This window comes from Belliella pelovolcani (assembly GCF_900156785.1).
GTDB classification, from domain to species: domain Bacteria; phylum Bacteroidota; class Bacteroidia; order Cytophagales; family Cyclobacteriaceae; genus Belliella; species Belliella pelovolcani.
In genome coordinates, this window is sequence record NZ_FTOP01000022.1 from 1 (window position 1) to 21,861 (window position 21,861).

The following is a 21,861-nucleotide window of genomic DNA, read 5'->3' on the forward strand; positions in this document are numbered from 1 at the left end:
CCCTTGGGAAATAGGACAACTAAAGAAGCATTAACAAAAAAATAAATTAACTTAGCAACTGATACTTTTGGTCCAACAAATGGGGAGTGTTATAACCGTCGGATTTTATATTGGATTTTGTAGATTCCTTAGGGGCATTTCTCGACTACGAAGTGGTCTAACTTTTCAATACTTGGCCGTGGTGTATCCGCAGGTGAAACCAGCGGATAACAAGTCAACATCATTTCCCTCCGACCACGAAGTGGTCAAACTTCTCAATATCTTGTCCGCCGTGGCGGAACCGCGGGTGAAACTCGTGGAAAAAAGATGCACCAAACCCCAACCATCGCCGACCCTGAAAGGGTCGAACTATTGACTTTTTACCAATTTTTATCGAAATTTCATCTTCACTTTTAAATAACATTTTTATGGGTACTTACACACAGATTATTTACCATATTGTATTTTCAACAAAAAATAGAGAACATACACTTTTACACCAAGAAAAAAGGAGGCTATTTGCCTACATCCATCATCTGTTGACAAAGAAGAACTGTCATCTATACAGGATCAATGGGGTAGAGGATCATCTTCATATTTTGACACATGTTCATCCAACAATAGCGGTTTCCAATTTGATCAAAGATATTAAGCTTGCTTCAAGTGATTTTATTTTAAGAGAGGGAATCTTTCCTGACTTTAATGGTTGGCAGGATGGTTATGGTGCTTTTACCGAATCTATTAAGGCTAAGGAGAGGCTAATCAAATACATCAGAAATCTGGAGAGCCATCATAAAAAAGTTGCATTTTTGGAGGAATATAAAAGCTTACTCGAGGAATACGAAATTAAATTTGATCCGAAGTTTTTGCTTTAGAAATTTAATTGTGTTGAAAAGTTCAACCCTTTCAGGGTTGTCAAATCCCATAATTATTCATCATTTTCCTAGGTTTCACCTAGGGCTATTGAAAGGTTTGATCCTTTCAGGATCGTATATACATGAGATACTCTTTCCATAATTTGACTGTCAAATGAATCATATCGGGCTCAACCCTATTTGTACTTGTGCGTCGTAGCATAGGGTGCAGCCCTTGGATAACAAAACAAAACCATCACCCTCCCGACCACGAAGTGGTCAAACTTCTCAATATCTTGTCCGCCGTGGCGGAACCGCGGGTGAAACCCGTGGAAAAAGATGGCCCAAATCCCATTTACCAACGACCCTGTAAGGGTCGAACATTCTCTCTCTTGACCAAATCTTAAAGGATCATAATTCTAAAACCTCTTCAAAGCCAATTCACTCACAGTATCTCCGATAGACAAAGAACTTGTAGCAGCAGGAGAGGGGGCATTGAGGACGTTGATGGCATATTGATTTTCTTTGATGCTGAAATCATCCAAAAGGCCACCTGTTCTGTCGCAGGCTTGTGCACGGACGCCCGCGCCACCGTCGACCAAATCAGATTCTTGAATATCTGGGATCAATTCTTGTAAAGCCTTGGTAAATGCAGCTTTGGAAAATGAACGGTACAATTCTCCGAAACCTGTTTTCCAGTATTTAGAGGCTACCTTTTGGAAACCTGGCCAAGAGAGTGTTTCTGATAACTCCTTCAAATTGACATCTGAGCGTTTGTATCCTTCTCTTTTGAATGCCAAGACAGCATTGGGGCCAGCTTCGACTCCGCCCTTCATCATGCGGGTAAAATGAACTCCCAAAAATGGGAAATTCGGATCTGGAACAGGGTAAATCAGGTTTTTGACAAGATATTCCCGTTCTTTTTTGAGTTTATAATATTCTCCTCTAAAAGGAATGATTTTTACATCTAGCTCTGCATCTTGGTTCATCTGTGCTACCTTATCAGAATAGAGTCCACCACAATTGATGATCAATTTTGCATCAAAGTGCTGCTTATTGGTTTGCACTACGGTGTAGCCTTTCAGGGAGTTGGATCTCTTGACTTCATGTTCCAAAAATATCTCACCACCGAGTTTTTTGAATTTTTCACCATAAGCCAATGCCACTTGCTTGTAGTCTACGATTCCTGTCTGGGGAACATGAATAGCAGCTACACCAGCACAATAGGGCTCGTATTCTTTGAGTTCATCAAGTGTGATATGCCTTGTTCCCTTGAGCCCATTTTGTAGCCCTCGATCATATATGCCATTCAGAATAGGCACTTGCTCCTGCTTGGTAGCTACGACCACTTTTCCAGTGATTTCGAAGGGTATGTTTTCCTCTTCACAGAATTTGATCAATTGGTGATAGCCATTGATGCAATTGATGGCTTTGAGAGAGCCTGGTTTATAATATAGCCCAGAGTGGATTACGCCACTGTTGTTTCCTGTTTGGTGCTTTGCCAGTTCATTTTCCTTTTCTAGGATGGCTATTTTTAGCTCGGGCTTTTGTTCTTTTATTTTCAAACCAGTAGCGAGTCCTACTATTCCCCCGCCTATGATGATGATATCGTATAGCATAATTTTTTCAAGCTTTGGACAAATATAAGTCTGAATCTGATATTGTTTAAATCATGCAGTATTGAGTTTAAAATTTATTTATTAGTTTTGTAGTTATGGGTAAATTAAAATTATTTGGTTTTGCTTCATTCTTGGTCTTCTTTTTTGATGCGTGTACAGTGCATGAAACGAAAAGTGAAATTCCAACTTTATCAATTGATTTAGATCAAGTAAGGAAAGGTAAAGCTTCCGATTACTTTGAATCAGTAGACTATCTTTGGTTTGAAGACGAATCTAGTGAAGATGCTTCTATTGGGGTCTTTCATAGGGTGATTAAGCACAAAGGGAGATTCTATATTTTCGATGAAGACATCTGTATTTGTTTTTACATTTTTTCCGAAGATGGAAAATTTATCAAAAAGATAAAGGGATATGGTGAAGGTCCTGGGGAATACATGTCTCCATCTGTATTTTTGATTCAAAATGATACGATATTATTGAATGATATTTCTCAAAAGAAGATTTTATCCTATGATTTGGATGGTAATTGGCTTGAAGACGGAGAGCAGCGACTTCCGGCTAATGAAGTCCACTTAGATAGTAAAGGTAATGAATATTATTTTTCAAGATCATACATGCTTAACAATACTAAGAATCAGGTCAGGGTATTTGACAAGCATGGTCACTTGAAGTTTGTGGGGTTTCCTTATAAAGATGAGTTTTTGGGTCTGAATGTGGTCAATAGAAAACCTTTTGTTGAGCTAAGTGGGGGAGTTGTACTTGTTGATGATTATATAGATACACTTTATATTATTGATCAATATGTAGAAAAACCCTTCCTTGCATTCGATTTCAAAGACAAAGGATACAAATCAAAAGACTTAGAGAGGTTGAAAGATTTGGATGTTATGGAGCAACTTGAATTTTTAAATAAGAAAACTCCATTATATTTTGACGGGAGGGCGGTTTTAAGTGAGCGGTTTTTTATTGGAAGTTTCAGATTTCAAGAAAAGTCAGTCATTGGAGTTTATGATTTTGAAAATCATGTTAGTAGCACCTTTGATTTTGGGGTCATCAATGATTTAGATCAAGGGAAAGTAATTTATGGTCTTTCGCCATTAGATCAAGAAAGTGTTTATTCTTGGACAACGGGAATAGACCTTTATAAGCATGTGGAAAGTTTGAAAAGAACGATGAGTAAAGAGGAATGGCAAAAATACGTCAAAGGAGAGGGATCAAATTTGGTGAATACTGCAATCCGTGCAAAAGAAAGTGAGAATAGAGTGTTAATAATTTTTAAATGGAAGTGATATGATGAATGTTTACTATAAAAGAATCAGTCGGGCAATTATTGGTTTATCATTGGCTTTATGTATGGGGTGCACATCTCAAGATCAGTCAGAAGAAGTCAATGAAAAAGATGGAGTCATAACAATTAAAGTTGACTTGGAGTCAGTGAAAGACGGGAAGTTGACTGATTTTTTTGAACCTGAGATCGAGTATCTATTGCTTCAAGAAGGGGATAACCCAGAAGCACAGATTGGCGAAATTGCCAAATTAGTTGGATATAATGATATGATTTTTATTTTTGATTGGTGGATTGGTAAAAGTGTTCAAATTTTTGATAGACAAGGTAATTTTCTAAGTAGAATTAGAAACTATGGTGAAGGCCCCGAAAAGTATTTGGAGTTGGCAGATATTGATATTGCACAGGATACTATATATTTATTAGCATATCCACAGAAGATCATGAAGTTTGATTTGGATGGAAATTTTCTGTCTGAATTTAAAATTGAAGTTACTGGTAGAACTTTTCATTATGACTCCACGACATCAACATTTTTTGTTTACAATGGCACTAGATCCGATTACTTAGTAAATACTATTGATCATCATGGTAAAATAATTGGCAGTCACTTCCCACTAAATCAGAATATCTATAATGGTATAATGAGTGATAAGTATAATTTTTTTAAAGAAGATGATGGTTTATATTTTACCAAAAGTTATTTGGACACTTTGTATAAGTATGACAATGGGGTCTTTAAACCAAGATTGATATTTGATTACGGTGAGTTGAAAATGGATCATCAAAAAATGCTTGAAAAGGAAAAAAGTATGGACTCAAGAGAGTTTTTTGATTATTTCAGAGCTAATTCAGGACTTTCATTTTCGCCTTTTGGTTTCTCAAATTCAAGATATCTAATGACCAGATTAAGCTATTCAGAAAAAGGGTATACTTCTGTTTTTGATAAAAAAAATAAAGCACACCAATTGATTAACTTCAACTTGATCAATGACATTGATGGATCGTTTGATTTTTACCCACCTGTTCATCAATTAGAAGGTACTGAAGTAGCTATTGCTTTTCGAGGTACTTCACTATACAACAAAGCAGTAGAGAAAAAACAAACCATGTCTGATGAAGACTGGAAAGCTTACCAAGCAGGAAAGGGCAAAGATTTTATTGAAGCAGCTTTTTATGGAAAAGAAACTGAGAACTATGTTCTCATGATTCTCAAAACAAAAAAATAAAGGAATCAATTGACCTCAACCTTTATAAAGCGCTTATGAATTTGCATATTTGCAGGCTATAAAGCATCTGTTTGTATAGGTGCGATGTTTCATCAATCGATTTTAAAACTAAATGTCAGATCAACAAATCAACATTACCCTGCCGGATGGATCGGTAAGGTCTTATGAAAAAGGAGTTTCCGGGCTACAGATTGCACTTAGTATCAGCGAGGGTTTAGCTAGGAATGTTCTTGCAGCAAAAGTAAATGGAGAAGTTTGGGATGCGACCAGACCGATTCATACCGATGCTACTGTACAATTATTGACTTGGAATGACAAGGACGGGAAGTCTACTTTTTGGCATTCTTCTGCACACTTGATGGCTGAGGCACTTGAAGCACTTTATCCAGGCGTGAAGCTAGGAATCGGACCTTCTATCGAAACAGGTTTCTACTACGATGTGGATTTTGGCGATAGAGAGTTTGATGGTGCAGAGTTGGAAAAAATCGAATCCAAAATGGCTGAGTTAGCCAAACAAAAAAGTGAATACATCAGAAAAGACATCTCTAAAGCAGAAGCAGTAGCATATTTCACAGAAAAAGGAGACGAATACAAGCTTGACTTGCTTTCTGGTCTTGATGATGGTACCATTACTTTCTACGAGCAAGGGAATTTCGTAGATCTTTGTCGTGGTCCACATATTCCGAATACAGGCTTTATCAAGGCGGTTAAGCTACTCAATATTGCTGGAGCATATTGGAGAGGTGACGAGAAGAATAAGATGCTCACAAGGATTTATGGTGTAACCTTTCCTAAAGCCAAAGAATTGACTGAATACCTTCACATGCTTGAAGAGGCAAAAAGAAGAGATCACAGGAAATTAGGTAGAGAGCTTGAGCTGTTTACTTTTTCAGAGAAAGTTGGAATGGGGCTACCGTTATGGTTGCCAAAGGGTACACTATTGAGGGAGCGCTTGGTGAATTTCATGAAGCGAGCCCAGGATAAATCAGGTTATCAGCAGGTAGTTACGCCGCATATTGGTCACAAAGCTCTATACGAAACTTCTGGCCATTATGAAAAATACGGGAAGGATTCATTTCAACCCATTGCCACACCTAATGAAGGGGAGGAGTTTTTGCTAAAACCAATGAACTGTCCTCACCACTGTGAAATATACAAGCATAAGCCAAGGTCGTACAAAGACCTTCCGATTAGGTATGCGGAATTCGGGACTGTCTATAGATATGAACAAAGTGGAGAGCTTCATGGCTTGACAAGAGTAAGAGGATTTACTCAGGATGATGCCCATATTTTCTGCCGTCCTGAGCAAGTCAAAGAGGAGTTTATCAAAGTAATTGATTTGGTACTTTATGTATTCAGGGCATTAGGCTTTGAAGATTATACAGCTCAGATATCACTGCGTGATCCGGCAAAAGCAGAGAAGTATATAGGATCAGATGAAGCTTGGAATAAAGCAGAGGCTGCTATAATTGAAGCTGCTGCTGAGAAAGGGCTAGATACTGTTACTGAATTGGGTGAGGCAGCATTCTATGGTCCAAAACTGGACTTCATGGTAAAGGATGCTTTGGGAAGAAAGTGGCAACTTGGAACCATTCAGGTCGATTATCAATTGCCTGATAGATTCGAGCTAGAGTATATTGGTTCGGATAACCAAAAACACAGACCTGTAATGATTCATAGAGCACCATTTGGTTCTTTGGAGAGATTCGTTGCCGTGTTGATTGAACATTGCGCGGGTAACTTCCCATTATGGCTTTCACCTGAGCAAATGACAATTTTGCCGATTTCGGAAAAATTCACCTCGTATGCGGAGGAGGTAAAAGCCTTGCTCGAAGATCATGATATCATGGGAGCGATTGACAATAGAGATGAGAAAATCGGTAGAAAAATCCGTGATGCTGAAGTGAAAAAGATCCCATTTATGTTGATCGTGGGTGAAAAAGAAATGGCAGAAGGGAAGCTTTCTGTTAGAAGGCACGGAGAAGGTGATTTGGGAAGTTTCACACCAGAAGAGTTTGCTGCTTATTTCAAAGGAATCATAGCAGAATCATTAGCATAATAATTTAGGTAAAAAAGATTGGGATTTTTTATAATCCCAATTTTATTCCGATATTTGCAGGCAATTTCATTAACAAACCATAGAAAAATATTTTGAGAGGAAGAACACCGTTTAGACAAAGACAAGAAGAACCTTATAAAGTCAATGAAAAAATAAGGGCGCGAGAGGTAAGAGTTGTAGGTGACTTTGTGGAAGGGGGCAATGCGGTATTGCAAACTTCAGAAGCCATCAAACTAGCTCAAGCAAATGAACTTGATCTTGTAGAGATTTCCCCATCTGCTGATCCACCTGTTTGTAAGATCATCGATTATGCGAAGTTCAAATACGAGCAGAAAAAGAAGCAGAAAGAAATCAAAGCCAATGCTGCGAAGACCGTTTTAAAGGAAATCAGATTTGGCCCTAATACGGATGATCACGATTTCAATTTTAAATTGAAGCATGCGATCAATTTCTTGAAAGAAGGAGCAAAGGTAAAAGCTTATGTACACTTCGTAGGACGTACTATTGTTTTCAAAGAAAGGGGTGAAATGTTGCTATTGAAGTTTGCTCAGGCACTCGAAGAATATGGGGCGGTAGAACAAATGCCTAAAATGGAAGGTAAAAGGATGTTTTTATTCCTAGCACCTAAAGCAACTAAGAAATAATTTTCAACAAACAAATACAGTTATGCCAAAAGTAAAAACCAAATCAAGTGCAAAAAAGAGGTTCAAGCTTTCTGGAACCGGTAAGATCAGAAGAAAGCACGCTTACAAAAGCCACATCTTGACTAAGAAAGATACCAAAAGAAAGAGAAATCTGACTAAAATGGGTATGGTTCATGAGTCAGATGAAGGAAGAGTAAAAGCAATGTTGAGAATCGGTTAATTCTGAGATCAACAAAATCAATTTAAGGTTAATTATTCACCAGACGCTTAGGTTTGCAAGAGTAAGACGAAAGAATTACCACCTAGAGTCAAAAAATTTATTACTATGCCTAGATCAGTAAACGCGGTAGCGTCAAGAGCAAGAAGAAAAAAAGTGTTAAAAGCAACCAAAGGTTACTTCGGAAGAGGTAAAAACGTTTGGACTGTTGCTAAAAACAAGTATGAAAAAGGTTTACAATACGCCTACAGAGACAGAAAAGCGAAGAAAAGAGAATTCAGAGCTCTATGGATTCAGCGTATCAACGCCGGTGCTAGAATTCACGGCATGTCATACTCACAATTAATGGGAGCATTGAAGAAAGCAGAAATCGAATTGAACAGAAAAGTTCTTGCTGATTTAGCTATGAATCACCCAGAGGCATTCAAAGCTGTAGTTGAAAAAGTAAAGTAAGATCGCACTATCTTATTTAAATTGAGCCTCGAATTTCGGGGCTTTTTTTATATCTATTTTTGAATTGAAACATACTCCAAATCCGAATTTTTAGTATATTACAAAAGCACAGGGGATGAATCACCTTCATTTCAAACCCTTAGCAATTTCTCTCTTGTAAGAGCAGCAGATTTGTTATCAAAAAATTCAACATGAATACAATACCAAGGCCTATATCTTAGGGTAAAGCCTTTTGTTGATTTGAGATTATGAAATTGAAATCTAGTGATTAGATTAGAAGTCATTCCAGTATAGGACTTTTGATATTTGAAAGAATACAAAACGTAAACACAAAACATAGATCAAAAATAAGTTAAAATAAAAAAAGCCCCAAAAGAGGGGCTTGTAGCGAGGACGAGAGTTGAACTCGTGACCTCAGGGTTATGAATCCTGCGCTCTAACCAACTGAGCTACCTCGCCAGGTATTTAATGTTAATATTTCAATATATTTAGAGAGTTGAACTCGTGTCCGCCGCGGCGGATATGAATCCTGCGCTCTAACCTCCCGATCGCTATCGGGATGAGCTACCTCGCCAGGTATTTAATGTTAATATTTCAATATATTTAGAGAGTTGAACTCGTGTCCGCCGCGGCGGATATTAATCCTGAGATCTAACCTCCCGATAGCTATCGGGATGAGCTACCTCGTCAAATCGGAATGCAAATATGCTAGGTTGGGTTGTTAAATGCAAATGTAAAAAGATAAAAAATGTGATTTTTTATTCATTAAAACGCTAAAATTATGGTAAAGAACAAGTTTGTTGCTGACTATCAAATAAATACTTCTAGGAAAATTTTGTTTCCTTATTTGAGTTCAGCGAGTGGATTGTCAGAATGGTTTGCCGATGATGTAAGGATCACAGAAGATAAGGTTTATGTCTTCAATTATGACGGAGAAGATCATTATGCGAGATTAGTAGCCCAAAGACTTAATACGCATGTTAAGTTTGACTTCTTTGATCCAGATAATTTGGATGAATCAGATCATTCTTACATAGAGTTTAAACTAGAAGAAAATGAGTTAACTCAAACACTATTTCTCAAAGTAATAGATTACTCTGATTCTTACGATGATGATGAACTCGAATCGATTTGGGAAAGTCTCATTTCTAATCTAAAAGAAATAATAGGGGGTTAATATCCATTTGATTTCCTATTTTTGAAATCTTGAAAGACTGCTATTCGTTGATAGTATGGATTGAATAGGTTTGTGCGCTTCATGAAGAAACTGGATAAATTGATTTTAGGGTCTTTTATTGGACCCTTTTTATTGACTTTTATTGTCGTGGATTTCATCCTTTTGACAGTAAATATGCTTAAATATTTTGATGAGATCTTTGGTAAAGGTCTCAGCTTCATGGTGTATATGGAGTTGATCAGTTATTTTTTGATTAGTATTTCCCCAATGGCTCTACCATTAGCGGTTCTATTATCTTCGTTGATGACTTTTGGAAATTTAGGAGAGCATTTTGAGCTCACAGCTATCAAGAGTAGTGGGATTTCACTACTTAGGGCATTAAGGCCCATTGGTGTTTTTGTTCTCTTGCTTTCAATCTTGGCATTTTTATCCAATAACTATTTAGTACCTAAAGTAAACTTAAAGACCTTTAGTTTGCTCTATGACATCAGAATGAAATCACCCGCTTTAGATATCAAAGAAGGTGTTTTTTATAGTGGAATTCCAAATTATAGTATCAAGGTCAATCAAAAAATAGATGACATTAGATTGAGAGATTTGATCATTTATGATCATAGTGAAGGCCAGGGTAATATCAATGTGATTTTGGCTGACTCTGGCAGGATGGAACAATTTTTCAATGACTCCTATATGAGTATGACTTTATATAATGGAATTAGCTATAAAGAATCTAGAGATAAAAGAGCATCCTACAACAAGCCAACAGATTTTACAAGAACCAAATTTTCCGAAAACCAGATTATCTTCAATTTGGAGTCTTTCCAGATGAATAGAACTTCTGAAGATCAATGGTCAAATAACCGTTCTATTAAAAACATATCTCAACTGAAAGTTGGGCTAGACTCTATGTCCAGTGAAATCAATAGAATGGTTTATACCAATTTTGCATCTACAGAATCATCTTATCCTTTTTATGCTAGAAATCGGAAGTTTGAAATTCCCGATGAAATCCTGAAGAAGAAAAAGTATGATGATTCAGTAAGAGTAGAAAAGAATAAGCTTCTGTCACAGAGAGATTCAATCAAAAGAGCAAATATTGAGGTATCATCAGGAATAGTTGATGGTTCTACTTTTGAATTTGATTCAATTATGATAGATAGTGCGTCATTGATTCCATTGACAGATCTACCAGAAGTGGTTGAAACTGTAGCAGAAGTAAAGCAGGAGATAGCAGTTGAGGCATCAGAAGTTGTTTCTGAGAAGAAATTAGCAACCAGAGATTGGTCCAAAGAGCAAGACCTTCAACTTGCTATAACAGACGCGCTTACTCCAGAACTTGATACAGCTAATAACAAGAGTGCTTTATTTACTGCTTCACAAGCGAAGAAAATAATCAAGCCAACGGAATTTACCGAGGCTCAGAAAGCTAGGATGGACTCTATTATTGAAAAGGGTAATTATACTTCAAGGTCAGCTACTGTAGCTTTAAATAATGCCCGGACTTTAAAAAATGCTTTTAATAGAAAAGTATTTGAAATAAATGATATCGAAAGGGAGTATCGAAGGTTTCAAATAGCAATGTATCAAAAATATACAACAGCCTTTGCATGTTTTTTGATGTTTATGATTGGAGCGCCACTGGGTGCAATTATTAAGAAAGGAGGTTTGGGAATGCCAGTATTAGTTTCTATTATCTTCTTTATCATCTATTACATGCTTACCATAACTGGGGAGAAGTGGGGAAAAGAAGGCATGGCAAATCCACTTTTCGGAACCTGGTTTTCAATTTTGGTATTATTGCCAGCAGGCTTTTTCTTTTTAAGACAGGCTAGGAGGGATGCAAGATTATTTGAACCAGATATATATGTAGACGCTTTCAAAAAGGTCAAAAATTGGCTTCAAACAAAATTTACTAAAAAAACTACACCTCTTTTAAATTCCAAATAAAGGAATTATCTTTGTGGCTGTTTAAACATAATAAATTTAACTAATCATGTATTTAACTTCAGAGAAAAAAGTAGAGTTGTTTAAAAATCATGGTAGGTTAAAGTCTGATACTGATACAGGTTCTCCTGAGTCTCAGATTGCTTTGTTCACATACAGAATCAAGCATTTAACTGACCATTTGAAATCAAACAAAAAAGATCACTCTTCTAGATTAGGTCTTTTGAAACTAGTAGGTAAAAGAAGAAGTTTGTTAAACTATCTTTACAAGAACGATATTGAAAGATATAGAGCTGTACTTGCCGATCTAGGATTACGTAAATAAAATTACTGTAAGGTTCTCGTAAAGAGAACCTTACTTTTTTGCTTTCCCCCAGATATTAAACCTTACTTTTAAAACTATTACACATTTATTCTTAACAAAATTGTATGTTACCTAACGTAATTTCTAAAACTATCACCCTAGAGGACGGTAGAGAAATCATTATCGAAACTGGTGCCTTGGCTAAGCAGGCTGATGGAGCTGTTGTTGTCCGTATGGGCAAGGCGATGCTTTTGGCAACCGTGGTTTCTAAAAAAGAAGCTGGAGAAGGCGTTGACTTCCTTCCAATGTCAGTTGATTATCAAGAGAAATTTGCCGCATCAGGAAAGATTCCAGGCGGCTTTTTGAAAAGAGAAGGAAGGTTGTCAGATTATGAAATTCTTATCAGTAGAATTGTAGATAGAGCTATTAGACCAATTTTTCCAGATGATTATCATGCTGATACTCAGATAGCGATCACTTTAATGTCGGCGGATGCCGATGTATTGCCGGATTGTTTGGCAGGTCTTGCAGCATCAGCAGCTTTGGCAGTATCTGATATACCATTTAATGGTCCAATTTCAGAAGTTCGCGTTGCGAAAATCGATGGACAACTGGTAATTAACCCAACTCCTACGCAATTAGAAAAGGCATCTTTGGAGTTTATTGTAGCTGGTTCTGAAGAGTATATTTTGATGGTGGAAGGCGAAGCTGACGAAATCTCTGAAGATGAGATGGTGGAAGCTATGCAACTTGCTCATGAAGAAATTAAGAGACATTGTCAGGTTCAGAAGGAATTGACAAAGGCTGTTGGCAAAGAAGTAAAACGTGAGTACAATCACGAAAAATCTGACCCAGCGCTTTATGAAAAAATGCATGCAGAATTATATCAGAAATGTTATGATGTAGTGAGCAAGCAAATCGCAAATAAATCAGAAAGATCTGACCTAATTAAGGCTATTAAGGAAGGTTTTATTGAGTCGTTAGGCGAAGAGCATGAATTTGAATCAAGCTTGATCGGCCCTTATTTTTCAAAAATCCATAAAGAAGCTGCAAGAAATCTCACTTTAGATGAGAAGAAAAGGTTAGATGGAAGAAAATTAGACGAAGTAAGACCAATTTGGTCGGTTGTTGATTATCTACCATCTGCACATGGTTCTGCTGTATTTACAAGGGGAGAAACACAATCTGTGACTACTTGTACACTAGGTACTAAGATGGACGAGCAGATGATCGATGGAGCTATGATCTCTGGGTATAATAAGTTTTTCCTTCATTATAATTTTCCTGGTTTCTCGACAGGAGAGGTAAAGCCAAATAGAGGACCGGGAAGAAGAGAGGTTGGTCATGGTAATCTTGCCATGAGAGCATTGAAAAAAGTGCTTCCTAAAGATGACGAAAATCCATACACTATCCGAATTGTTTCTGATATTTTAGAATCAAATGGATCGTCTTCCATGGCAACCGTATGTGCAGGATCGCTTGCATTGATGGATGCTGGTATACAGATCAAAGCTCCTGTAACAGGAATTGCAATGGGTATGATTTCAGATGCGAAAACTGGTAAATACTCCATTCTTTCAGATATTTTAGGTGATGAAGATCATCTTGGAGATATGGATTTCAAAGTGACTGGTACTGAAAAAGGGATCACAGCTTGCCAAATGGACTTGAAGGTAGAAGGCTTAGATTATAATGTATTGAAAGAGGCATTATATCAAGCTAAAGAAGGTCGACTACATATCTTAAGAGAGATTACAAAAACGCTTTCTGCTCCTAAGCCTGACTTGAAGCCACATACCCCAAGGTCATTTATCATGACAATTCTTAAGGAATTGATTGGTGCAGTAATTGGCCCAGGTGGAAAAGTAATTCAAGAGATTCAGAAAGATACTGGAGCTACAATTGTGATTGAGGAGAAAGACAATGCTGGTAAAATCAACATTTTCTCAAATGATCAAGACTCAATGAACGCAGCAATTTCTAGAATTAAAGGAATTGTCGCTCAACCTGAAATTGGAGAGACTTATACTGGTAAAGTGAAAAATATCATGCCATTCGGTGCTTTTGTTGAGTTCATGCCTGGTAAAGACGGTCTTCTACATATCTCCGAAATCAAATGGGAGAGATTAGAGAATATGGAGGGTGTTCTTGAGCCAGGAGAAGAAATTCAAGTGAAACTCATCGATGTAGATAAAAAAACTGGAAAGTTTAAGTTGTCAAGAAAAGTATTATTGCCAAAACCAGAAAAAACAGATAATTAAGTTTGATGTTTATTTAATCATTTTGATTATTTTGAACCTTAATACCCAAATAATCTGTTAATACCAGAATCCTAATTGTAACAAAACATTATTCTTGAATGAGGCAGCTAAAAATTAGCAAACAGATAACCAACAGAGAAAGTCAGTCCTTAGATAAATATCTACAGGAAATCGGTAAAGTAGATTTACTTACTGCAGACGAGGAGGTAGTTTTAGCAAAGAGAATTCGTGAGGGTGATCAACTTGCTCTGGAGAAATTAACCAAAGCCAACCTTCGATTTGTTGTTTCTGTAGCCAAGCAATATCAAAATCAAGGTTTATCCTTGGGAGATTTGATCAATGAAGGTAACTTAGGTTTGATCAAAGCTGCGCAAAGGTTTGATGAAACTAGAGGTTTTAAATTTATCTCTTACGCCGTATGGTGGATCAGACAATCTATTCTTCAAGCACTTGCTGAGCAATCAAGAATTGTAAGATTACCTCTCAATAGAGTAGGTTCATTGAATAAAATCAGCAAAACCTTTTCTGAGTTAGAGCAGAAATTTGAAAGAGAACCATCTCCTGAAGAATTAGCTGAAGTGTTGGAAGTTACTGCCAACGAGGTTGTGGATACCATGAAGATTTCTGGTAGACATGTTTCTATGGATGCCCCTTTTGTACAAGGTGAAGAGAATAGCTTGCTTGATGTTTTGGAAAATGACGGCGAAGAAAAGCCTGATGATGGTTTGATGAATGATTCCTTGAGGAAGGAAGTTCAAAGAGCACTTTCTACGCTTACTCAAAGAGAAGCCGATGTTATTACGCTTTATTTTGGATTGAATGGAGAGCATGCGATGACTTTAGAAGAAATCGGTGAAAAATTCAATTTGACAAGAGAAAGAGTAAGACAAATTAAAGAAAAGGCAATCAGGAGGTTAAGACATACTTCTAGAAGTAAAACTTTAAAACCTTATCTAGGTTAAAATTTTGTTTCTTAAGAAACATTAATATAAAAAAGGGGAAGTCATTCCCCTTTTTTAATGCATATTAACCAGCTGAAATCTCCACTTAATCAATATCATGACTAATGTCACTGACATTAATCGTTTTTTTATGGAATTTTAACAAGAATATACTTTGTTGTATATTTTAATTTAACAAAATTTGCCAACCCTAAAATCAAATTAAATGGCTCCAGAAATAGAAAAAGTAAAAGTATTAATTATTGGTTCTGGTCCCGCAGGATATACTGCTGCAATTTATGCTGCCAGAGCTGGAATGAACCCTGTTTTGTATACAGGAGGACAACCAGGCGGACAATTGACAATTACAACTGATGTTGAAAACTATCCTGGTTATCCAGATGGAATCATGGGTCCCGAGATGATGGAGGATTTCAGAAAGCAAGCAGAAAGATTTGGAACCAAAGTAAGGTACGGTCTTGTAACCAAAGTTAACTTCAATGTACAGCCTCACCAAGTGATAGTGGATGATCAGGTAGAAATTCATGCGGATACAGTTATCATATCTACAGGAGCTTCAGCCAAGTGGCTTGGATTGGAAAGTGAAGAGCGATTGAATGGCAAAGGCGTTTCAGCTTGTGCTGTTTGTGATGGTTTTTTCTTCAAAGGCCAAGATGTAGCTATTGTAGGAGCTGGTGATACTGCTTGTGAAGAAGCATCTTACTTAGCCAATATTTGTAATAAAGTTTACATGATCGTAAGACGGGATGAAATGAGAGCTTCTCAGATCATGCAAAAAAGGGTCATGAATAATCCAAAAATCGAAATACTCTGGAATACAGAAACAGAAGAGATTTTAGGTGATGATGAAGTGATAGGTGCAAGAGTTGTAAATAATGTTACTAAAGAGGTTAAGGAGCTTGCTGTTTCTGGTTTCTTTGTGGCAATTGGCCATGAACCTAATACAGGAATCTTCAAGGATTTCATCAATATGGATGATTCAGGCTACATTAAAACTATTCCAGGAAGTACAAAAACTAACATAGAGGGCGTTTTTGCTTGTGGAGATGCACAAGATCATATTTACAGACAAGCAGTAACTGCTGCTGGAACAGGTTGCATGGCAGCATTAGATGCTGAAAGATATTTAGCATCGAAGGAATAGTCTGAATAGGTTAGAATGATTTATAGAGGATTATTAGTATTTATTTTATTTATGAGCATGGGTTTCAATAAAACCCATGCTCAGATTTTTCCAAAAATAATTAAAAAGCCAACCGAACCGGAGAAAGTTACATCTAACCCTCTTTTGAAGGATATAAGACTTTTTGATTCTCAAAGGTTTCTCCAAGGTTTGACAAGAGAAACTGATTCTTTGTTTTTTAGAGATTATGTGAATATTAAAAAACGATTGAGTATTGTTTCTGAGGACACATTGTCCTTGATTTGGGCACCTACAAATCAACTTGTTAGAGTTTCAGAGCAAATTCAAATTGATAGTATTTGGGTGACGGCTTACGAGTACTTTTCTTCTTGGGATAGTCAGAAAATCAACATTTACGATTTTAATCCTAAGGATTTTAAAGACACTGTTTATGTAAAACTTTATGATCAATTTTTCGGAACCAATTGGGCTATGCCCTTAGAAGAGACAAGAATTACTTCTGAGTTTGGTTTTAGGAGGTATAGGTGGCATCATGGTACAGATTTGAAATTGAGAACCGGAGATCCAATTTTCAGTACTTTTGATGGAATTGTTAGAATTAGGTCATATGATAGAAATGGCTATGGCTATTATGTAGTGGTTAGGCATAAAAATGGATTGGAAACACTTTATGGTCACATGTCCAAGATTCTGGTAGAAGTAGGTCAAGAAGTAAAAGCTGGTGATATTTTGGGGTTAGGAGGGAGTACTGGTAGGAGTACAGGACCTCATTTGCATTATGAAGTACGTTATCAAGGTCTTTCTATCAATCCAACGCAACTTTTTGATTTTAATTTGGGCAGGCTCAGGTCAGATATATATATGATTACAGCTTCTAGCTTTGATCATGTGATTGAAGCACAGAAATCTGTATATCATAGGGTTAGGAGTGGAGAGAATTTGAGTGTAATAGCAAGGAGGTATGGAGTTTCAGTCGCTCAATTGACAAGGCTGAATAATATGACGACTCGAAGTGTTCTCAGGGTGGGACAAAATCTTAGAATAAGATAAACCTTTATTGGGGTTTGAGTTGTTATCATTGGATAAAATCATTCCGAAGTTTCATATGAAATTAGATATACTTGTTTTTGCAGCACATCCAGATGATGCTGAGTTGGCTTGTTCAGGTACAATTGCAGCATCCATCGCTCAAGGTAAAAAGGTTGGCATTGTAGATTTCACAAAAGGGGAGATGGGTACAAGAGGGACTCCTGAGCTTCGATTGCAAGAGGCTGCTGAGGCTGCTCAAATACTACAGCTTTCAGCTAGAGAGAATCTTGGCTTTGAGGATATTTTGTTTTTGGACGATTTTGCCCATCAGGTTGAAATCGTAAAAATGATCAGAAAATATCAGCCAGAAATCGTATTAGCTAATGCAATAGCTGATAGACATCCAGATCATGGTAAAGGAGGTGAAGTTACATCCAAAGCATGTTTTATGAGCGGGCTTAGAAAAATCATGACTGAATTAGATGGGAATCTACAAGAGCCATGGAGACCAAAATATGTGTACCATTATATCCAAAATAATTATATCCAACCAGATTTTGTTGTGGATATCTCTTCTTTTTGGAACATAAAATTGGCCAGCATTAAGGCTTTTAAGTCTCAGTTTTTTGACCCAAATAGCAAAGAACCCCAAAGTTTTATTTCTTCAGAAAATTTTCTAGATTTCATAGAAGCAAGAGCTAGAGAATTCGGACATAGCATCAATGTGAAATATGGAGAAGGTTTTACTAAGGAAAGAATGCTAGGTGTTCAAGACTTATATGATTTGAAATAAAAAAAGCCCATCAAGGGCTTTTTTTATGGTGCTTTTCTGCTAATTGACCAGTTTCCATTTTTGTCTAATTGATATAAAATCCGATCATGTAGTCTACTTGGTCTTCCTTGCCAAAATTCAGCTTCATGGATTATTATTCTATAACCTCCCCAGTGACTAGGTCGAGTGATTGTTTCGGGCGTGAATTGGTTCTGTAGGGCATTTTCTTTATCAGTTAAGACTTCTCTATCAGAAATAACCTTACTCTGAGGGGAAACCCACGCACCAATCTGGGATGAAAAGGGTCTTGAAAAGAAGTATGCGTCAGATTCTTCTTCACTGACCTTTTCAACTTTACCTAAAAACCTTACTTGCCGTTCTAATTCAGCCCAAAAAAATGTTACAGCTACATTTGGATTGTTTTCGAGCTCTTCACCCTTGGTGCTGTTATAATTGGTGTAAAAAACGAGTCCATCCTCAATTCCTTTAAGTAAAACAATTCGGGAATTTGGACTACCATTTTTCTGTATAGTCGCTAAGTTCATTGCATTAACTTCCAATACCTTTGCTTTTACTGCTTCTTCAAACCAATTTTGAAACTGAATCAAAGGATCTTTTTCTACATCCTTGGTATCGAGTGATTTTAAAGCATAATCAATTCTAATGTCAGATATTTTCATTTTTCAGTATTTCTAGTGTTGAAATATTGTTTTACCTTAATGTTAATATTGATAAATTTCTTCTTTTAAAATTACAATTCTTATTGCATTTAAAAAATTTAGATATATATTCAAATTCATCAAATGAAATCAATTTTTATGAAAGAAAATTCTAAAATATATGCGAAATCAGGAGATCTATTGATATCTGAACCTTTTTTGCAGGATGAAAATTTTGTGAGATCCGTAGTCTTATTATGTGAAAATAATTCTAATGGAGCCTTCGGATTGGTTTTAAATAAGCTTTCTATTCTCAAGCTTGGTGAATTGATAGAGGGGTTGAGCTTTATGGACTGTGATGTGTATGTAGGTGGTCCTGTTGAGCAAAATACGTTACATTATATATATTATGGTGAACAAATGCTTGAGGGAAGTATTAGTCTCGGTAATAACCTTTGGTGGGGTGGTGATTTCAAACAGCTTGAAACCAAATTAATCAATCAGGAAGTAGATTTAGCCAAAATCAGGTTTTTTATTGGTTATTCGGGTTGGTCTGAAGGTCAGTTAGAAGGTGAAATTGATGAAAATACCTGGATTGTGAGTGCATATGAAGATTCAGAAAGTTTACTCTTTGCCTCGCCAGATGAATTATGGAAAATAATATTGAAAAATATGGGGGGAGAGTATCAGTTTATGGCAAATTATCCCATCGACCCAAGATTAAATTGAACAAAATTCTTACTTTTGTTTTAATTGTTTTTGATAAGTATTGATTAATTATGAGCACAGACAAAGAAATGTCCGAAGAGGACAAGGTGACCCAAGCAACTGATATTCAAGAAGTGCAGGGTAATGTTGAAAATTCCGAAGTAGAACCTGATAAAGAAGAGGAATCAAATCACGAGGATCATGATTTGGATGAGGAGGTAGATTATTCTGGTTTTTCTAAAAAACAATTACTTGATGAATTGAAATCTGTAGTTGCAACAGGTAATTTTATAAAAGCAGATGCTAAAGTAAATGATCTGAAAGCACATTTCGACGAATTTTTTAATAAGGAAAAAGAAGAAGCTTTAAAAGAATTTCTCGCTTCTGGTGGTATAGAAGATGATTTTGAATACAGAAGATCCGATTCAGATAATGAATTCTACGCATTGGCTCATGATTTTAAAGTCAAAAGATCTGAATTTTTTAAGAACCAAGAAAAACAAAAGGAAACTAACCTGAATGCAAAGAATGCTATTCTAGATAGATTAAGAGAATTGGTAGATGGTGAAGAGACTACTTTAAGTATCAATGCAATCAAGGCTATTCAAGAAGAATGGAAAAAAATAGGTCAAGTACCTGCATCTCAAAATAAGAGTCTTTGGGCATCTTACAATGCCCTAATGGATAGGTTCTATGACAATAGAAGTATTTATTTTGAATTGAAAGAACTCGATAGAAAGAAAAATCTTGAGCATAAATTAGAGATTTGTGAAAAGGCAGAGGCACTTGTAAAGCATGAAGACTTAGGAGAAGCCATTAAATCTTTGAATGATCTCCACGAAGAATTTAAGCATATTGGACCTGTACCTAGAGAGGAACAAGAAGCTCTTTGGACTCGATTTAAAACTGCATCTGATGCTGTTTATGACAGAAGAAAAGAGTTCTTTGAGAGTCAAAAAGAAGTTTATAACAAGAATTATGAACTCAAAAAAGAGCTAATCACCAAATTAGAAGCATACACAGATTTTTCAGCTACGAAGATCAAGGAATGGAATGCCAAAACTAAAGAAGTTTTGGCTATTCAGAAAGAGTGGGAGGCAATTGGTCCTGTACCTAGAGAGCTCGGAAAGGATATCAATAAGGTATTTTGGAGTTCGTTCAAACAGTTTTTCCATAACAAAAATCTATTCTTCAAGGAGCTAGATGAAATAAGAGCAGGCAATAAAGAAAAAGCGGAGGCTTTGATCGAGCAGGCGGAAGCACTCGTGGATAGTACCGACTGGCAAGATACTGCCAATAAGCTGATTTCATTGCAGCAGGAATGGAGAAAGTTGGGTCCAACTCCAGAGAAATTTAGGGATGAACTATATACTAGGTTTAAAAAAGCTTGTGATAGTTTCTTTGATAATAGGAGAGCCGCCAACAAGGCTGTAAATAAGGAATTTGAAGACAATCTAGAGGCTAAAAATGCCTTATGTGATGCAATAAAGGCTGAAGCAGATTCTGATTCGAGATCTGAAGACGCTCTAGAAGCCAAGATTCATGAATTTAATGCCATTGGATTTGTCCCGAGGAAAAACATGAAAGAAGTGTTAGCCAAGTTCAATGAAGCTGTAGACTACTACGTGCAGCAACTGGGTATAGAGGGAGGAAATAAAGATGAATTCTTGTTCAGGTTAAACTTGAACAAACTTCAATCAGATCCAAATGCCAATCGAGCTCTCAACAAAAAGGAACACGGAATCAGAAAACAGATTGCTGATTTAGAAAATAATATCACACTATGGAAAAATAATCTTGAGTTTTTTGCTTCCTCTAGAACAGCTGATAAGTTAAAAGATCAGTTTGATGACAAGATCAGGAAGGCAGAAGCAGAAATAGGTAAACTGAAGAAAAAACTTTCGATAATCAGAGAATTTTAATGTACTCATAAATAGGGAGATAGTTTTATCTCCCTATTTTTTTTCAAAATACATTTTGGAGGTAAAATCTAAGCTTCTATATTTGCAGAGTCTTAAGGGAGACAAGCTCCCAGACAGATAAAAAAAGCCTCTTTAGCTCAGCTGGTAGAGCAACTGACTTGTAATCAGTAGGTCGCTGGTTCGATCCCGGCAAGGGGCTCAAAAGGGTAGCAAAAGCTACCCTTTTTTATTTTCACCAATTTTTTCAGGGATGAAGCAGTTTTATGTTTACATACTTTATTCTAGATCGATTGACCAATATTACATTGGTTATACTGAAAATATAGACTCAAGGGTAGATCAGCATAATCAGCATGTTTTCAAGGGCTCGTTCACAGATAGGGCAGAAGACTGGGATGTTTTCTATTTGATTTTGTGTAATTCTGAAAATCAAGCGCTATCTGTAGAAAAACACATCAAGAAAAATAAGTCAAGAAAGTATTTAGAAAACCTCAAAACTTTCCCTGAGATTTCAGAGAAATTACTTGAGAAATACAAATAAAGGCCTCTTTATCCCGATAGCTATCGGGATGGTAGAGCAACTGACTTGTAATCAGTAGGTCGCTGTCCCGATAGCTATCGGGACCGGCAAGGGGCTCAA

General features: G+C 36.6%; 21 protein-coding genes and 2 tRNA genes. 19 read left to right on the plus strand and 4 right to left on the minus strand.

The window, feature by feature from the left end:
- Positions 1–407 precede the first annotated feature (407 nt).
- Entirely contained in the window at positions 408–854 is a 447-nt protein-coding gene (gene tnpA / locus BW935_RS16720) for an IS200/IS605 family transposase (RefSeq protein WP_076502937.1), read from the plus strand.
- Positions 855–1,252: 398 nt separating this feature from the next.
- Here tnpA and lhgO read toward each other — a convergent pair whose 3' ends face one another.
- The gene (gene lhgO / locus BW935_RS16725; protein WP_076502938.1) at positions 1,253–2,452 is read right to left on the minus strand and encodes an L-2-hydroxyglutarate oxidase; all 1,200 of its coding nucleotides are present in this window, start codon (positions 2,450–2,452) and stop codon (positions 1,253–1,255) included.
- A gap of 95 nt (positions 2,453–2,547) precedes the next feature.
- Here lhgO and BW935_RS16730 point away from each other — a divergent pair, with 95 nt between their 5' ends.
- The 6 genes from BW935_RS16730 to rplT all read left to right on the plus strand — a co-directional run bounded on the left by BW935_RS16730 (position 2,548) and on the right by rplT (position 8,339).
- Positions 2,548–3,741, plus strand: a complete 1,194-nt coding sequence (locus tag BW935_RS16730; protein ID WP_076502939.1) for a 6-bladed beta-propeller — start codon at positions 2,548–2,550, stop codon at positions 3,739–3,741.
- Between the two features lies 1 nt (position 3,742).
- The gene (locus tag BW935_RS16735; RefSeq protein ID WP_076502940.1) at positions 3,743–4,966 is read left to right on the plus strand and encodes a 6-bladed beta-propeller; all 1,224 of its coding nucleotides are present in this window, start codon (positions 3,743–3,745) and stop codon (positions 4,964–4,966) included.
- Positions 4,967–5,078: 112 nt separating this feature from the next.
- Entirely contained in the window at positions 5,079–7,025 is a 1,947-nt protein-coding gene (gene thrS, locus BW935_RS16740; protein WP_076502941.1) for a threonine--tRNA ligase, read from the plus strand.
- Positions 7,026–7,117: 92 nt separating this feature from the next.
- Positions 7,118–7,669 (plus strand): translation initiation factor IF-3, encoded by a 552-nt coding sequence (gene infC / locus BW935_RS16745; protein ID WP_076502942.1) that lies wholly within the window; start codon positions 7,118–7,120, stop codon positions 7,667–7,669.
- A 22-nt stretch (positions 7,670–7,691) separates the two neighbouring features.
- Complete coding sequence (rpmI, locus tag BW935_RS16750) at positions 7,692–7,889, plus strand: 50S ribosomal protein L35 (protein ID WP_014773228.1); 198 nt, start codon at positions 7,692–7,694, stop codon at positions 7,887–7,889.
- 105 nt (positions 7,890–7,994) lie between these two features.
- Positions 7,995–8,339: a 50S ribosomal protein L20 gene (gene rplT, locus BW935_RS16755; RefSeq protein ID WP_076502943.1), complete on the plus strand. Its 345-nt coding sequence runs from the start codon at positions 7,995–7,997 to the stop codon at positions 8,337–8,339.
- Positions 8,340–8,470: 131 nt separating this feature from the next.
- On the opposite strand, the gene BW935_RS16760 is transcribed toward rplT, so the two are convergent.
- Together BW935_RS16760 and BW935_RS16765 are read right to left on the minus strand one after the other, a co-directional pair.
- Positions 8,471–8,677 (minus strand): GIY-YIG nuclease family protein, encoded by a 207-nt coding sequence (locus tag BW935_RS16760; protein WP_076502944.1) that lies wholly within the window; start codon positions 8,675–8,677, stop codon positions 8,471–8,473.
- A 47-nt stretch (positions 8,678–8,724) separates the two neighbouring features.
- Positions 8,725–8,798 (minus strand) — tRNA-Met (locus BW935_RS16765).
- 322 nt (positions 8,799–9,120) lie between these two features.
- Here BW935_RS16765 and BW935_RS16770 point away from each other — a divergent pair.
- From BW935_RS16770 to bshB1, 8 genes are all read left to right on the plus strand, one after another.
- Complete coding sequence (locus BW935_RS16770; protein WP_076502945.1) at positions 9,121–9,516, plus strand: START-like domain-containing protein; 396 nt, start codon at positions 9,121–9,123, stop codon at positions 9,514–9,516.
- A gap of 81 nt (positions 9,517–9,597) precedes the next feature.
- Positions 9,598–11,463: an LptF/LptG family permease gene (locus BW935_RS16775; RefSeq protein WP_076502946.1), complete on the plus strand. Its 1,866-nt coding sequence runs from the start codon at positions 9,598–9,600 to the stop codon at positions 11,461–11,463.
- 46 nt (positions 11,464–11,509) lie between these two features.
- Entirely contained in the window at positions 11,510–11,785 is a 276-nt protein-coding gene (rpsO, locus tag BW935_RS16780) for a 30S ribosomal protein S15 (protein WP_076502947.1), read from the plus strand.
- Positions 11,786–11,889: 104 nt separating this feature from the next.
- The gene (gene pnp, locus BW935_RS16785; RefSeq protein ID WP_076502948.1) at positions 11,890–14,025 is read left to right on the plus strand and encodes a polyribonucleotide nucleotidyltransferase; all 2,136 of its coding nucleotides are present in this window, start codon (positions 11,890–11,892) and stop codon (positions 14,023–14,025) included.
- A gap of 98 nt (positions 14,026–14,123) precedes the next feature.
- Entirely contained in the window at positions 14,124–14,987 is an 864-nt protein-coding gene (locus BW935_RS16790; protein ID WP_076502949.1) for a sigma-70 family RNA polymerase sigma factor, read from the plus strand.
- 205 nt (positions 14,988–15,192) lie between these two features.
- Positions 15,193–16,131, plus strand: coding sequence for a thioredoxin-disulfide reductase (trxB, locus tag BW935_RS16795; protein WP_076502950.1), 939 nt, complete (start codon positions 15,193–15,195; stop codon positions 16,129–16,131).
- Positions 16,132–16,188: 57 nt separating this feature from the next.
- Complete coding sequence (locus BW935_RS16800) at positions 16,189–17,181, plus strand: peptidoglycan DD-metalloendopeptidase family protein (RefSeq protein WP_394333615.1); 993 nt, start codon at positions 16,189–16,191, stop codon at positions 17,179–17,181.
- A gap of 55 nt (positions 17,182–17,236) precedes the next feature.
- Complete coding sequence (gene bshB1, locus BW935_RS16805; protein WP_076502952.1) at positions 17,237–17,953, plus strand: bacillithiol biosynthesis deacetylase BshB1; 717 nt, start codon at positions 17,237–17,239, stop codon at positions 17,951–17,953.
- A gap of 23 nt (positions 17,954–17,976) precedes the next feature.
- On the opposite strand, the gene pdxH is transcribed toward bshB1, so the two are convergent.
- Positions 17,977–18,612, minus strand: a complete 636-nt coding sequence (gene pdxH, locus BW935_RS16810; RefSeq protein WP_076502953.1) for a pyridoxamine 5'-phosphate oxidase — start codon at positions 18,610–18,612, stop codon at positions 17,977–17,979.
- 138 nt (positions 18,613–18,750) lie between these two features.
- Here pdxH and BW935_RS16815 point away from each other — a divergent pair, with 138 nt between their 5' ends.
- The 4 genes from BW935_RS16815 (at position 18,751) to BW935_RS16830 (ending at position 21,762) form a co-directional block, all read left to right on the plus strand.
- The gene (locus BW935_RS16815; protein WP_076502977.1) at positions 18,751–19,320 is read left to right on the plus strand and encodes a YqgE/AlgH family protein; all 570 of its coding nucleotides are present in this window, start codon (positions 18,751–18,753) and stop codon (positions 19,318–19,320) included.
- 50 nt (positions 19,321–19,370) lie between these two features.
- Positions 19,371–21,221: a DUF349 domain-containing protein gene (locus BW935_RS16820; protein ID WP_076502954.1), complete on the plus strand. Its 1,851-nt coding sequence runs from the start codon at positions 19,371–19,373 to the stop codon at positions 21,219–21,221.
- A 126-nt stretch (positions 21,222–21,347) separates the two neighbouring features.
- Positions 21,348–21,420: transfer RNA gene (locus tag BW935_RS16825), tRNA-Thr, on the plus strand.
- Positions 21,421–21,471: 51 nt separating this feature from the next.
- Positions 21,472–21,762, plus strand: a complete 291-nt coding sequence (locus BW935_RS16830; protein WP_076502955.1) for a GIY-YIG nuclease family protein — start codon at positions 21,472–21,474, stop codon at positions 21,760–21,762.
- Positions 21,763–21,861 lie beyond the last annotated feature (99 nt).

Excerpts from the sequence above, each read along its gene's own strand:
- tnpA (WP_076502937.1), top strand. The coding sequence starts at position 408 with ATGGGTACTTACACACAGATTATTTACCATATTGTATTTTCAACAAAA.
- lhgO (WP_076502938.1), bottom strand. The coding sequence starts at position 2,452 with ATGCTATACGATATCATCATCATAGGCGGGGGAATAGTAGGACTCGCT.
- BW935_RS16730 (WP_076502939.1), top strand. The coding sequence starts at position 2,548 with ATGGGTAAATTAAAATTATTTGGTTTTGCTTCATTCTTGGTCTTCTTT.
- BW935_RS16735 (WP_076502940.1), top strand. The coding sequence starts at position 3,743 with ATGATGAATGTTTACTATAAAAGAATCAGTCGGGCAATTATTGGTTTA.
- thrS (WP_076502941.1), top strand. The coding sequence starts at position 5,079 with ATGTCAGATCAACAAATCAACATTACCCTGCCGGATGGATCGGTAAGG.
- rpmI (WP_014773228.1), top strand. The coding sequence starts at position 7,692 with ATGCCAAAAGTAAAAACCAAATCAAGTGCAAAAAAGAGGTTCAAGCTT.
- rplT (WP_076502943.1), top strand. The coding sequence starts at position 7,995 with ATGCCTAGATCAGTAAACGCGGTAGCGTCAAGAGCAAGAAGAAAAAAA.
- BW935_RS16760 (WP_076502944.1), bottom strand. The coding sequence starts at position 8,677 with ATGTTTTGTGTTTACGTTTTGTATTCTTTCAAATATCAAAAGTCCTAT.
- BW935_RS16770 (WP_076502945.1), top strand. The coding sequence starts at position 9,121 with ATGGTAAAGAACAAGTTTGTTGCTGACTATCAAATAAATACTTCTAGG.
- BW935_RS16775 (WP_076502946.1), top strand. The coding sequence starts at position 9,598 with ATGAAGAAACTGGATAAATTGATTTTAGGGTCTTTTATTGGACCCTTT.
- rpsO (WP_076502947.1), top strand. The coding sequence starts at position 11,510 with ATGTATTTAACTTCAGAGAAAAAAGTAGAGTTGTTTAAAAATCATGGT.
- pnp (WP_076502948.1), top strand. The coding sequence starts at position 11,890 with ATGTTACCTAACGTAATTTCTAAAACTATCACCCTAGAGGACGGTAGA.
- BW935_RS16790 (WP_076502949.1), top strand. The coding sequence starts at position 14,124 with ATGAGGCAGCTAAAAATTAGCAAACAGATAACCAACAGAGAAAGTCAG.
- trxB (WP_076502950.1), top strand. The coding sequence starts at position 15,193 with ATGGCTCCAGAAATAGAAAAAGTAAAAGTATTAATTATTGGTTCTGGT.
- BW935_RS16800 (WP_394333615.1), top strand. The coding sequence starts at position 16,189 with ATGGGTTTCAATAAAACCCATGCTCAGATTTTTCCAAAAATAATTAAA.
- bshB1 (WP_076502952.1), top strand. The coding sequence starts at position 17,237 with ATGAAATTAGATATACTTGTTTTTGCAGCACATCCAGATGATGCTGAG.
- pdxH (WP_076502953.1), bottom strand. The coding sequence starts at position 18,612 with ATGAAAATATCTGACATTAGAATTGATTATGCTTTAAAATCACTCGAT.
- BW935_RS16815 (WP_076502977.1), top strand. The coding sequence starts at position 18,751 with ATGAAAGAAAATTCTAAAATATATGCGAAATCAGGAGATCTATTGATA.
- BW935_RS16820 (WP_076502954.1), top strand. The coding sequence starts at position 19,371 with ATGAGCACAGACAAAGAAATGTCCGAAGAGGACAAGGTGACCCAAGCA.
- BW935_RS16830 (WP_076502955.1), top strand. The coding sequence starts at position 21,472 with ATGAAGCAGTTTTATGTTTACATACTTTATTCTAGATCGATTGACCAA.